This window comes from Pseudomonas sp. IB20 (assembly GCF_009707325.1).
Lineage (GTDB): Bacteria > Pseudomonadota > Gammaproteobacteria > Pseudomonadales > Pseudomonadaceae > Aquipseudomonas.
Window position 1 is genome coordinate 4,747,940 of sequence record NZ_CP046103.1, and the last position, 12,376, is coordinate 4,760,315.

Below are 12,376 nucleotides of genomic sequence, written 5' to 3' on the forward strand. Positions count from 1 at the left end.
CCATGCCTGCGCCGGCCCACCCTCACCACCTTCACCTGACCCTGGCCAACGGCCTGCGGGTTTCCCTGCGCCATGCGCCGCGCCTGAAGCGTTGCGCTGCCGTTTTACGCGTGGCCGCTGGCAGCCATGACGTGCCCTTGGCCTGGCCGGGGCTGGCGCATTTTCTTGAGCATTTGTTGTTTCTCGGCACCGAGCGCTTTCCCACAAGCGAAGGCTTGATGGCCTACGTGCAACGCCACGGTGGGCAGGTCAACGCCAGCACCCGCGAACGCACCACCGACTTCTTCTTTGAACTGCCGGTGGCGGCCTTTACCGATGGGCTGGAGCGCCTGGCGGACATGCTGGCCCACCCGTGCTTGGCGATTGAAGATCAGTTGCGTGAGCGCGAAGTGGTGCACGCGGAGTTTATCGCCTGGTCCCAGGATGCCAAGGCGCAGCAGGAGGTTGCGCTGCTGGAGGGTTTGGCGGCTGATCACCCTCTGCGCGGTTTTCACGCGGGCAATCGCGACAGTTTGCCGGTGGAGCGTGAGGCATTTCAGCAAGCACTGCGGGAATTCCACGCGCACTTTTACCAAAGCGGGCAGATGACCTTGAGCCTTGCAGGCCCGCAGCCGCTGGATGAACTGCAAGCCTTGGCGCAGCAATTCAGCGAAGCATTAGCCTCGGGGCCTTTGCACCCCCAGGCCGAACCGCCCGCACTGATGCAAGGCGCAGCACGCGCCTATCAACACGCCGCCAATCATCACTTGCACCACGTCATTGCCTGTGACGTACCCCGCCAAGCACTGGATTTTCTCTGCACCTGGCTCAACGCCTCGGCGCCCGGCGGTTTGCTGGCGGAGCTGAAAGCGCGAAAGCTGGCGAGCGCACTGCAAGCATCCGTGCTGTATCACTTCGCCGGGCAAGCGCTGCTGGATATCGACTTTACCCTCGTCACTCAAGGCGAGTCGGCTACTCAGACCAAAGTGTTGTTGCACGACTGGTTGAGCTTTTTCGCACAGAGCGATTGGACGCTGTTGCGAGAAGAGTTCGCCTTGCTGAACGCTCGCCAGCAACAGGTCCAAGGCGCCCTGGCACTGGCTCGCAACGACAGCGAAGACCTGTCGGGGCCGGGCATCGCAGCCCTGAAGAGCCTGCTCGACTCACTGCACCTGCCACCTCCCCAGCACGCTTGGCAATTGCCGCCCAACAATCCATTCCTGCGCCCACCGGTCAAAGAAGAGCGCGCCGGCCTGATTCGCGGCCAGACCAGCGCCCACCGTGGCTTGCGCACCTTTGCCCAGGATCGCTCGCGGGGACGTCGAGACGTGTCGGCGCTGACCTTCAGCCAAGCCTTGGCGGATGACACGGATGAGGGCGCGCTGTATCTGCATTGGCGGTTTGATGGCGGCGTGCCCGCCGGGCTGGAAAACCCATTACAGCCGTTGCGTGAGCATGCTCGCCAGGCTGGAATCGAATTGTCTTTCGAGACCCTCGCCAATGACTGGCGGGTGAAAATGGTCGGCCTTCACGAACCGATGCCGGCCGTGGTCGAAGCGCTAGCGCTTAACCTGAGCCGGTCCGATGAACTGCCGTCGCCTTCCACATCAACGCCGATGATTGCGATTCGGGAATTGCTCAAGGCGTTGCCTGCTTGTTGTGTCGGCAGCTCGGGAGCCAGCGAGACGTCAGCGCCATGGAGCACCGCGCGCTGGCAAGGTCTGGGAATCGGTTTGCCCGCCGCGTGTGAAGCGGCGATCAAAACCGCAGCAGTGCGATTGCCCGGCCAGCCGGCAAGTCTTGAATACACTCGCCAAAGCCTCGACGGCCAGCGGTTCTGGCACACGGTGAAAACCGACTCCAGCGAAGCCGCGTTGCTGCTGTTTTGCCCAACGCCAACCCAAACCCTGGCCGATGAAGCGGCATGGCGACTGCTCGGGCATCTGCTCCACGCGCCGTTTTACCAACGCCTGCGGGTCGAACTGCAAGTCGGCTACGCCGTATTCAGCGGCATCCGACAGATCAACGGGCAAACCGGCCTGCTGTTCGGCGTGCAATCCCCAAGCGTCTCCCTGGCTGGGATCTTCGAACACCTGCAGACCTTCCTGGCGCAACTGCCGGCGTTGATCGCCAACAGTGCCGACCTGGGCAACCAGACCCTGGCGCAGCAATTCACTGCCCAGGCATTACCCATCGCCCAAGCGGCCGAGCTGCTCTGGCAAGCGCAGTTGGCCGACCATTCGTCGGGTTATCTGGAGCCGCTTCAGCAACTGATCCAAACCCGTACACGCGAGGATTTGCAGCACGCCGCACGGCAACTCAACGACGCTGCTGGCGGCTGGCGCTGTGTGGCCAACGGCCCGTCCATCAAGGGTTCCTGGCACGCGGCAGGCTGATCATTGCCGGCCCTGCAAAAGGCTTTTGCCACCAAGACAGCGCTAACTTGAAAAGAATTGCGTAACATCCATACGCACACCTCTGAACATCTCCGGTTGGAGGTGGACTATATGTATGAGTATTGAACGTCCCATCCCTTCGTAGGAGTATAAATATGTCTTGGTCCAAACCTGCTTACACTGATCTGCGTATTGGTTTCGAAGTCACCATGTACTTCGCCAGCCGTTGATTGGCTGAGTAATACAACGCCTCGGCTCGTCCGGGGCGTTTTTGTTTTGAGCTTTGCTGATGGAGCGATCATGTTTGTCCAGATTCTAGGTTCCGCCGCCGGCGGTGGCTTCCCGCAGTGGAACTGCAACTGCGTGAACTGCGCAGGCTTTCGCGACGGCAGCCTGCGGGCCCTGGCGCGTACTCAATCATCCATCGCGATCTCCGACGATGGCGTCAATTGGGTGCTGTGCAACGCGTCGCCGGATATCCGCGCGCAGTTGCAAGGCTTTGCACCGATGCAACCCGGCCGTGCCCTGCGCGATACCGGCATCAGCGCGATCATCCTGATGGACAGCCAGATCGACCACACCACTGGCCTGTTGAGCCTGCGCGAAGGCTGCCCGCACCAGGTGTGGTGCACCGACATGGTCCACGAAGATTTGAGCACCGGCTTCCCGCTGTTCACCATGCTCACGCACTGGAATGGCGGCCTGGCCTGGAACCGCATTGAGCTGGACGCCAGCTTCACCATCCCCGCCTGCCCCAACCTGCGTTTCACCCCGCTGCCACTGCGCAGCGCCGCGCCGCCCTACTCACCGCACCGCTTCGACCCGCACCCTGGCGACAACATCGGCCTGATCGTCGAAGACCTGCGCACCGGCGGCAAACTGTTCTACGCACCGGGCCTGGGCAAGGTCGACGCGCCGCTGCTGGAGATCATGGCCGGCAGCGATTGCCTGCTGGTGGACGGCACGATGTGGGACGACGATGAAATGCAGCGCCGTGGCGTCGGCACCCGCACCGGTCGCGAGATGGGCCACTTGGCACAGAACGGCCCCGGCGGCATGCTCGAAGTACTGGAGCAGTTGCCCGAGCAGCGCAAGGTGCTTATCCACATCAACAACACCAACCCGATCCTCGATGAAGACTCCCCTGAGCGAGCCGAGCTGGTGCGGCGTAATGTCGAAGTGGCTTACGACGGCATGAGCATAGAATTGTAGGAGCAGACCACATGACTGACACACCGCTGACGCCCGCCGAGTTCGAGCATGCCTTGCGGGCCAAAGGCGCCTTCTATCATATTCATCACCCGTACCACGTGGCGATGTATGAAGGCAGCGCCACCCGCGAGCAGATCCAGGGTTGGGTCGCCAACCGCTTCTACTATCAAGTGAACATCCCGCTGAAGGACGCCGCGATTCTGGCCAATTGCCCGGACCGCGAGATCCGCCGCGAGTGGATCCAGCGCCTGCTTGACCATGATGGCGCCCCCGGAGAAGACGGCGGCATCGAAGCCTGGATGCGGCTGGGCCAAGCGGTCGGCCTCGACCCGGACCAACTGCGCTCCCAGGAACTGGTGCTGCCCGGCGTGCGCTTTGCGGTGGATGCCTACGTCAACTTTGCCCGCCGCGCCAGCTGGCAGGAAGCCGCCAGCAGCTCGCTGACCGAGCTGTTTGCGCCGCAGATCCACCAGTCGCGCCTCGACAGCTGGCCGCAGCACTACCCGTGGATCGACCCCACCGGCTATGAATACTTCCGCACCCGCCTGGGCCAAGCCCGGCGTGACGTGGAACACGGGCTGGCGATCACGCTGCAGCACTACACCACCCGCGAGGGCCAGGAGCGCATGCTGGAAATTCTCCAGTTCAAACTGGACATTTTGTGGAGCATGCTGGATGCCATGAGCATGGCCTACGAACTGAACCGCCCGCCTTATCACAGCGTGACCGCGCAGCGGGTGTGGCATAAAGGGATCGCCCTATGAGCTTTGATCGCAGCAGAACACCGACCTGGCGCCAGGGCTATCGCTACCAGTACGAGCCGGCGCAAAAAGGCCACGTGTTGCTCTACCCCGAAGGCATGATCAAGCTCAACGACAGCGCCGCGCTGATCGGTGGTTTGATCGACGGCGAGCGCGACGTCGCCGCCATCATCACCGAGCTGGATAAACAATTCCCCGGCGTGCCTGAGCTCGGCAAAGACATCGAGGATTTCATGGAGGTCGCCCGTGCTGAGCACTGGATCACCCTTGCCTGAAAAGCCACCTGTTGGCCTGCCGCTGTGGCTGCTCGCCGAGCTGACTTATCGCTGCCCGTTGCAATGCCCGTATTGCTCTAATCCGCTGGATTTTGCCGAGCAAGGCAAGGAGCTGAGCACCGAGCAATGGATCAAGGTATTTCGTGAAGCGCGGGAGATGGGTGCCGCACAGTTGGGCTTTTCCGGCGGTGAACCGCTGGTGCGCCAGGACCTTGCCGAGCTGATCGCCGAGGCGCGCAAGCTAGGGTTCTATACCAACCTGATCACTTCCGGCATTGGCCTGACCGAGCAGAAGATCAGCGACTTCAAGAAGGCTGGGCTGGATCACATTCAGATCAGCTTCCAGGCCAGTGATGAACAGGTAAACAACCTGTTGGCCGGGTCGAAAAAAGCCTTCGCGCAAAAGCTCGAAATGGCCCGCGCGGTGAAAGCGCATGGCTATCCGATGGTGCTGAACTTTGTCACCCATCGGCACAATATCGACAAGATCGACCGCATCATCGAACTGTGCATCGCGTTGGAAGCAGACTTCGTCGAGCTCGCCACTTGCCAGTTCTATGGCTGGGCGCAGCTCAATCGTGTGGGGTTATTGCCGACAAAAGAACAACTGGTGCGTGCCGAGCGCATCACCAACGAGTACCGCGCCAAGCTGGAAGCCGAAGGCCACCCGTGCAAGCTGATCTTCGTCACGCCGGATTACTACGAAGAGCGCCCCAAAGCCTGTATGAATGGCTGGGGCAGTATTTTTCTGACCGTCACGCCGGACGGCACCGCCCTGCCCTGCCACGGCGCCCGACAGATGCCGGTGCAATTTCCGAATGTGCGCGACCACAGCATGCAGCACATCTGGTACGACTCGTTTGGCTTCAACCGCTTTCGCGGCTACGACTGGATGCCCGAGCCGTGCCGTTCATGCGACGAGAAGGAAAAGGACTTTGGCGGCTGCCGTTGCCAGGCGTTCATGCTCACGGGCGACGCGAGCAATGCCGACCCGGTGTGCAGCAAGTCCGAGCAGCACGGCATCATCCTGCAAGCGCGGGAAGAGGCCGAACACGCCACTCAAACCATCGAGCAACTGGCCTTTCGCAACGAGCGCAACTCACGACTCATCGCAAAAGGCTGAGGGTTTTAGCGTTTGGCGATGATGTACACGGCGTGAATGATGCCTGGGAAGTAACCGCACAATGTCAGCAAAATGTTCAGCCAGAACGCGCCGGCGAAACCCACTTGCAAGAACACACCCAGTGGCGGCAGCAGAATGGCGATGATGATACGAATGATATCCATGGGTCAGCTCCAGAAAATCGGCTCGTGTGAGCCGTGTAGCTAATCGACCTTGGGCGTTCGTAAGGGTTCAGTGAGATCTGGCACTGGGCCATCCTGAAATGAGCAGACAAAAAAACGCCCCCAGCCAAAAGAATCAAGCTGGAGGCGCCGCGTATGCCGCGAGACGGTTCTGGAATAGGGGGTTAAACGGCGATGCCCTTGCGGCATTGCAGCTGTGCGGTGCGCACGCGGGAGAAGGCGCGGGCCAGGCGCTGGAGCATTTCGTCGATGTTGCTTTTGCTCACCGTCAAGGCAGGCGTGAAGCGCAGGCAATTGGGCTGCGGGGCGTTGAGGATCAAGCCTTCGTGCAGTGCTGCCTTTACCACGGCATCTGCAGAATCATCCGACAACGTCAGGCCCCACATCAGGCCATGGCCGCGCAACTGGCCGTGGTCGTAGCGATAGGCCAGTCGCGAGAGGCCTTCGCCAAGGTAAACGCCGGACTCACGGACTTGTTCCAGGAAGCTGTGCTCCAGCACCGTATCGAGTACCGCCACCCCGGCCGATGCCATCAACGCATTGCCATGATGGGTACCATCCAGCTCGCCCACGTCGAAGCAACAGGCCTTGCCTCGCGCCAGCAGCGCCGCCAATGGCACGCCGCCGCCCAAGCCTTTGCCAAGGGTGATGATGTCGGCTCGTACGCCGTACTGCTGCTGCGCAAGCAAAGTGCCGCAACGGCCAATGCCGGTTTGCACTTCATCGAGGATCAGCAAAATGCCCAGCTCGCGACACAGCCGTTCGACGCCTTTGAGGTAGTGCTCGGTTGCAGGGATGACGCCGGCGTCGCCCTGGATAGGCTCCAGCATGATCGCGACGGTCTGCGCATCGACCGCAGCGTGCAGGGCTGGCAGGTCGTTGAAAGGTACGTGGCTGAAGCCAGGCAACTGCGGCTCGAAGCGGTTTTCACAGCCGCCTGCCGAGGCCGCCATCGCCGCAAAACTGCGGCCATGGCGGCCGTTACTGGCGGTAATAATGCGATGAGCCCCCCCACGATGCAGCTGGCCCCATTTGCGCGCCAACTTAATCGCGGCTTCGCACGCTTCCGAGCCGCTGTTGAGCAGGTAAGCCTGGCCGCTACCGGTGCGCTGGCAGAGCTGGTCGATGAGGTTGAGTTGCGCGCGGTTGTACAGGCCGCTACCGGGGTTGATCAACGCGTTAGCTTGATCGGCCAAGGCCTTGATCAATACCTGCGGGCTGTGGCCGAGGCTGTTGGCGGCGCTGCCCTGGCTGAAGTCCAGGTAGGCGCGGTCGTCACTGTCCCAGAGCCAGGAACCCTGGCCACGCACGAAGACTTGAGGCGCTCGCGCCACCGTCGGCATTAGACATTCACCACAGAGATGATCACGCGGGGTATCCAGGATCAGGTCATCCAGGCTTGGCGCGGGGCGACGGATATTGAACAGGTTCATAGGTTGGCCCCGATGGCAACCTGACCTTGGTCGATGTCGCCTCGAAAAACCGCCTTGAGGTGTTTTGCCTTGCCTATGTAAACGCTATCAACAAATACGCTGTTCATTGCCAGATCCGGCCCTGTAAGCCTTGCGAATAGGCGCTAGACTAGGCGTCTCAGGGGCCATCGGCCATTTCGATTTTCCAGCTTTTTCGATAAGTAAGTCTTATGGATTTCAAGCAACTGCGTTATTTCGTCGCGGTGTATGAGGAAGGCCACGTGGGCCGGGCTGCGGAGCGTCTTTCGATCTCTCAACCAGCTCTGTCGCAACAGATTCGCCAGCTGGAGCAGAACCTGGATGTGAGCCTGTTCGAGCGCAGCAGCAAGCGCCTGCTGCCGACGCTGGCCGCGCATACCTTGTACAACCACGCGTTGCCGCTGATTGATGGCATGCAACAAGCCGTCGAAGCCTTGCGCAACTTCAAGGGCCAGGCGATGCGCACCCTGGCCATCGGCGTGCTGCAAACCGTGCACACCAGCCTGGTCCCGCAAATGCTCGAGCGTGTGCGCAAGGCTCAGCCGCATTTGGTGGTGCAGATCTACGAATTGACCGGGCTTGAGATCGAACGGCGGCTGCTTAACGGCTCGTTGGACATCGGCATCAGCTACCTGCCGCCACGCCAGCCGGGGCTGCACGGTGTGCTGTTGTATGAAGATGAGTTGAAGGTGGTGATACCCGAAGACCATCCCCTGCGCGAGTTCAAGAAAGTCTCACTGAAACAGGCAGCCGAATTGCCGATGTTGCTGTTGGGTGAAGAGTTTCAGGTGCGGCAGATCTGGCAGGGCCAGCTCTCTAACCTGGGCCGGCGGCCGCAAGTGCAGGCGGAGCTCAATACGATGATTGGGATACTCGACAGCCTGCCCCACACCAAACTGGCAACAGTGCTGCCGGGGCGCTCCCAGGATGAGCACAACAGCAAGGCGCTGCTGTGGAAGCCTTTGAGTGAGCCGAGGGTGCCGCTGAAAGTGGGTTTGGTGTGCCGCGATGTGCAGCGCCAGCAAGCGACGGTGGCGTTGCTGCGCACCTTGCTGGAAGACGTGATGAACGCGCCGCAGGCGCCTGCCTGACTTTTTCGCAGGCAAAAGAAAACCCCGCCGAAGCGGGGCTTTGCAGACTGTTTCCCTGACATCCATTTCACTCCGCCATCCTGGCAGAATCCTACGTGTCCCTGTTGTTGCTTTGCGCTTCCTGCGCGACGTCCATGTGAAGTAGATTATCCGTGGATCCAATTTGGCGATAGAGGACGAATAGCAGCACGTCATGTAAGAGAATGCTTACACGCCCTCCAAGCCCTTAAAACAGTGCTTCATCCAACAAAAATAACGATTCGCTACCGGCTTTTACCGACGCACTCAGCGACTGGATACGCGGCAGCAAGCGGGCAAAGTAGAAGCGCGCGGTGCCCAGTTTGCTGGCGTAGAAGTCTTCCTCAGCCTCTTTGCCCCACGCGGCCTTGGCCATGCGTGCCCACATATAGCCATAAGCCATGTAGCCAAAGGCGTGCAGGTACTCCACCGAGGCCGCGCCGATTTCATTCGGGTTGGCCTTGGCGCGATCCAGCACCCAGGCGGTCAATTCATCCAGGTTGTCCACCGCCGCGCTGAGCGGCCGGGTGAATTCACCCAGTTCGGCGCCCGCCGTGGCGATGAACTGGCGGATCTCATCAGCGAACAGGGTGTAGAACGCACCGCCGCTGCCGACAATCTTGCGCCCCATCAAGTCCAGAGCCTGGATGCCGTTGGTGCCTTCGTAGATCTGGGTGATGCGCACATCCCGAACAAGCTGCTCCTGGCCCCACTCGCGAATGTAACCGTGGCCGCCAAAGATTTGCTGGCCGAGCACGGTGGTTTCCAGGCCGAGGTCACTGAGGAAGGCCTTGGCAACCGGCGTCAACAGCGCCACCAGGTTGTCGGCACGCTCGCGGGCGACGGCATCTTCACTGAACTTGGCGATGTCCAACTGCGTGGCCACATAGGTGGAGAACGCGCGACCGCCTTCGTTCGAGGCTTTCATGGTCAGCAACATGCGGCGCACGTCGGGATGGACGATGATCGGGTCAGCCACTTTGTCCTTGGCCTGCACGCCGGTCGGCGAACGGCTTTGCAGACGGTCACGGGCGTACTCAATCGCGTTCTGATAAGAGCGCTCGCCCGATGCCAAGCCTTGGATACCCACCCCCAAACGCTCGTAGTTCATCATGGTGAACATCGCCGCCAACCCACGGTTCGGCTCGCCCACCAGATAACCCACGGCTTCGTCGAAGTTCATCACGCAGGTCGCGGACGCCTGAATGCCCATCTTGTGTTCGATGGAACCACAGCTCACCGGGTTACGCGCGCCCAGGCTGCCGTCGGCATTGACCATGAACTTCGGCACCAGGAACAGCGAAATGCCCTTGGGCCCGGCTGGCGCATCCGGCAACTTGGCCAGCACCAGGTGGATGATGTTTTCGGTAAGGTCGTGTTCGCCACCGGTGATAAAGATCTTGGTGCCGCTGACCTTATAGGAGCCGTCCGCCTGAGGCTCAGCCTTGGTGCGGATAATCCCCAGGTCGGTCCCGGCGTGCGCTTCGGTCAAGCACATGGAACCGGCCCACTCACCGGAATACATCTTCGGCAGGTAGGTGGCCTTGAGTTCCTCACTGGCGTGGGTATTGATCGACACGCAGGCGCCGGAGGTCAGCATCGGGTACAGGCCGAACGCCAGGCTCGACGAATTGATCATCTCTTCGACCTGGGCCGACACCGCCTTGGGCATGCCCATGCCGCCAAAGATCGGATCACCACCAACACCTACCCAGCCACCTTCGGCGTAGGTTTTGTAGGCCTGGGGGAAACCATCCGGCGTGCTGACCACGGTATCCGCCCAACGGCAGCCTTGCTCATCGCCGCCACGGCTGAGCGGGGCGATGGATTTGGCGGTGACCTTGCCGGCCTCCTCGAGGATCGCCTCGACGGTTTCGGCATCCACGGTGTCTGCCAATGCCGGCAATTGGGCCCAAGTCGTGGCGACCTCAAAAACTTCGTTGAGGACGAAACGCATATCCCGCAGCGGCGCTTTGTAATCAGCCATGGCAAACCTCGTGAGAACGTGAAAAGTGATTCGATAGGGTCGGTTTTACAAGCTCCGAGTGTACCCGAACAACTTTTCAAACACATAGGGTCCTTTCGTGACTATTAGGTTTTTATAAGTCACGCAGATGAGCGGTAAGCTCATCAGGCATTCGCTGCCCGCCTCCACCGCCGCCCGGTGCGTGGCCGTACGCGGCAGCAAACGCTTGAAGTAGAAGTCGCAGGTAGCCAGTTTGGCCTTGGCAAACTCAACGTCGTCTTGTGCCTGAGCCGCTATCGCCATGCGCAACCACAGGTAGGCGAGGATGATGTAACCGCTGTACATCAAGTAATCCACCGCCGCCGCGCCCACTTCATCCGGGTTCTTCATGGCGGCCATGCCGACCTTGACCGTCAACTCGCCCCACTGCTGGTTCAGTTGATTGAGCTGCTCCACCTGCGCCTTGAGCTGCGGATGCTCGGCATTGGCCGCGCAGAACTTATGCACAATCTTGGTGAAGCCGCGCAACAGCTTGCCTTGGCTGCCGAGTACTTTGCGCCCCAGCAAGTCGAGGGCCTGAATGCCGTTGGTGCCTTCATAGATCGGCGCAATCCGGGCATCGCGGGCCAACTGTTCCATGCCCCATTCGCGAATGTAGCCGTGGCCGCCGAATACCTGCATGCCGTGGTTGGTCACCTCAAGCCCAGTGTCAGTCATAAAGGCTTTGCAGATGGGCGTGAGAAACGCCAACAGGTCTTCAGCGTCCTGGCGCTGGGCGGCGTCGCTGCTCAGGTGCGCGGTGTCGAGCAGTTGCGCGGTGAAATAGGTCAGCGCGCGGTTGCCCTCGTTGAAGGCTTTCATGGTCAGCAACATGCGCCGCACATCGGCGTGCACGATGATGGGGTCGGCGGCTTTTTCCGGGGCCTTGGCGCCGGTCAGCGAGCGCATTTGCAGGCGGTCGTTGGCATATTTGATCGCGCCTTGGAAGCTCGCTTCGCCAGAGCACAGGCCCTGCATACCGGTGCCTAGGCGCGCGTGGTTCATCATGGTGAACATGCAATTGAGGCCTTTATTCGCCTCGCCAATCAGAAACCCCTTGGCACCGTCGAAATTCAGCACGCAGGTGGCCGAGGCCTTGATACCCATCTTGTGCTCGATGGAGCCACAGTGCACCGCGTTACGCTCCCCCGAATCGGCATGGAACTTGGGCACGATAAACAACGAGATGCCTTTGGTGCCGGCCGGCGCCTCCGGCAGCTTGGCCAGCACCAGATGGATGATGTTGGCGCTCAGGTCGTGCTCGCCGGCCGAGATGAAGATCTTGCTGCCGGTGACCGCGTAACTGCCATCCGACTGGGGCACGGCGCGGGTCTTGATCAGGCCCAGGTCAGTGCCGCAGTGGGCTTCGGTCAGGCACATGGTGCCGGTCCATTCGCCGGCGGTGAGTTTACTCAGGTAGGTGGCTTTTTGTTCTTCAGTGCCGTGGGCGTGGATTGCCGTCATGGCGCCGTGGGTCAGCCCCGGGTACATGCCCCAGGAGGTGTTGCTGGAGCCGATCATTTCGCTCAGCACCAGGCCCAGCGACTGTGGCAAGCCCTGGCCGCCGTAAGCCGGGTCCGCTGCCAGGCCGTGCCAGCCGCCTTCCACGTACTGCGCGAAGGCTTCCTTGAAACCCTTGGGCGTGGTGACCACGCCGTTGTCGAAATGGCAGCCTTCTTCATCGCCGCTACGGTTGAGCGGTGCGAGTACGTTTTCGCAGAACTTGGCGCCTTCTTCGAGGATCGCACTGACCATATCCGGGCTGGCGTCCGTCGCGCCCAGGGCAGCGTAGTGGCCGTGAAAATCAAACACGTTGTCGATCAAAAAGCGCATGTCGCGCAGGGGAGCTTTGTACTCAGGCATGGCGATGTCTCCGGCAGCAG

General features: G+C 60.9%; 10 protein-coding genes and 1 pseudogene. 7 read left to right on the forward strand and 4 right to left on the reverse strand.

Annotated features, from left to right (window positions below):
* The first annotated feature begins 2 nt into the window (after window positions 1-2).
* The 6 genes from pqqF (at window position 3) to pqqE (ending at window position 5,746) form a co-directional block, all read left to right on the forward strand.
* Window positions 3-2,375 carry a pyrroloquinoline quinone biosynthesis protein PqqF gene (gene pqqF, locus GJU48_RS22220; RefSeq protein WP_094949466.1) on the forward strand — a complete coding sequence of 791 codons (2,373 nt, stop codon included), beginning with the start codon at window positions 3-5 and terminating at the stop codon, window positions 2,373-2,375.
* Window positions 2,376-2,530: 155 nt separating this feature from the next.
* The gene (gene pqqA, locus GJU48_RS22225) at window positions 2,531-2,605 is read left to right on the forward strand and encodes a pyrroloquinoline quinone precursor peptide PqqA (RefSeq protein WP_009045898.1); all 75 of its coding nucleotides are present in this window, start codon (window positions 2,531-2,533) and stop codon (window positions 2,603-2,605) included.
* 70 nt (window positions 2,606-2,675) lie between these two features.
* Complete coding sequence (gene pqqB / locus GJU48_RS22230) at window positions 2,676-3,587, forward strand: pyrroloquinoline quinone biosynthesis protein PqqB (protein WP_083356453.1); 912 nt, start codon at window positions 2,676-2,678, stop codon at window positions 3,585-3,587.
* 11 nt (window positions 3,588-3,598) lie between these two features.
* Entirely contained in the window at window positions 3,599-4,351 is a 753-nt protein-coding gene (gene pqqC, locus GJU48_RS22235) for a pyrroloquinoline-quinone synthase PqqC (RefSeq protein WP_094949467.1), read from the forward strand.
* Entirely contained in the window at window positions 4,348-4,623 is a 276-nt protein-coding gene (gene pqqD / locus GJU48_RS22240) for a pyrroloquinoline quinone biosynthesis peptide chaperone PqqD (RefSeq protein WP_094949468.1), read from the forward strand. The genes pqqC and pqqD overlap by 4 nt, the downstream gene beginning before the upstream one ends.
* The gene (gene pqqE, locus GJU48_RS22245; protein ID WP_053258335.1) at window positions 4,616-5,746 is read left to right on the forward strand and encodes a pyrroloquinoline quinone biosynthesis protein PqqE; all 1,131 of its coding nucleotides are present in this window, start codon (window positions 4,616-4,618) and stop codon (window positions 5,744-5,746) included. The genes pqqD and pqqE overlap by 8 nt, the downstream gene beginning before the upstream one ends.
* A gap of 5 nt (window positions 5,747-5,751) precedes the next feature.
* On the opposite strand, the gene GJU48_RS22250 is transcribed toward pqqE, so the two are convergent.
* Entirely contained in the window at window positions 5,752-5,910 is a 159-nt protein-coding gene (locus tag GJU48_RS22250) for a YqaE/Pmp3 family membrane protein (RefSeq protein WP_010207008.1), read from the reverse strand.
* A gap of 182 nt (window positions 5,911-6,092) precedes the next feature.
* Complete coding sequence (locus GJU48_RS22255; protein ID WP_094949469.1) at window positions 6,093-7,361, reverse strand: aspartate aminotransferase family protein; 1,269 nt, start codon at window positions 7,359-7,361, stop codon at window positions 6,093-6,095.
* A gap of 209 nt (window positions 7,362-7,570) precedes the next feature.
* Here GJU48_RS22255 and GJU48_RS22260 point away from each other — a divergent pair, with 209 nt between their 5' ends.
* Window positions 7,571-8,470 carry a LysR family transcriptional regulator gene (locus GJU48_RS22260; protein ID WP_094949470.1) on the forward strand — a complete coding sequence of 300 codons (900 nt, stop codon included), beginning with the start codon at window positions 7,571-7,573 and terminating at the stop codon, window positions 8,468-8,470.
* A 226-nt stretch (window positions 8,471-8,696) separates the two neighbouring features.
* On the opposite strand, the gene GJU48_RS22265 is transcribed toward GJU48_RS22260, so the two are convergent.
* Entirely contained in the window at window positions 8,697-10,475 is a 1,779-nt protein-coding gene (locus tag GJU48_RS22265) for an acyl-CoA dehydrogenase C-terminal domain-containing protein (RefSeq protein WP_094949471.1), read from the reverse strand.
* Window positions 10,476-10,610: 135 nt separating this feature from the next.
* A pseudogene (locus tag GJU48_RS22270) lies at window positions 10,611-12,356 on the reverse strand (acyl-CoA dehydrogenase C-terminal domain-containing protein); the annotation flags it as partial.
* Between the last annotated feature and the right edge of the window lie 20 nt (window positions 12,357-12,376).

Bases quoted from the DNA above. Each gene is read 5' to 3' on its own strand.
- pqqB (WP_083356453.1), top strand. From the start codon at position 2,676: ATGTTTGTCCAGATTCTAGGTTCCGCCGCCGGCGGTGGCTTCCCGCAG.
- pqqD (WP_094949468.1), top strand. From the start codon at position 4,348: ATGAGCTTTGATCGCAGCAGAACACCGACCTGGCGCCAGGGCTATCGC.
- pqqC (WP_094949467.1), top strand. From the start codon at position 3,599: ATGACTGACACACCGCTGACGCCCGCCGAGTTCGAGCATGCCTTGCGG.
- GJU48_RS22265 (WP_094949471.1), bottom strand. From the start codon at position 10,475: ATGGCTGATTACAAAGCGCCGCTGCGGGATATGCGTTTCGTCCTCAAC.
- pqqF (WP_094949466.1), top strand. From the start codon at position 3: ATGCCTGCGCCGGCCCACCCTCACCACCTTCACCTGACCCTGGCCAAC.
- GJU48_RS22260 (WP_094949470.1), top strand. From the start codon at position 7,571: ATGGATTTCAAGCAACTGCGTTATTTCGTCGCGGTGTATGAGGAAGGC.
- GJU48_RS22250 (WP_010207008.1), bottom strand. From the start codon at position 5,910: ATGGATATCATTCGTATCATCATCGCCATTCTGCTGCCGCCACTGGGT.
- GJU48_RS22255 (WP_094949469.1), bottom strand. From the start codon at position 7,361: ATGAACCTGTTCAATATCCGTCGCCCCGCGCCAAGCCTGGATGACCTG.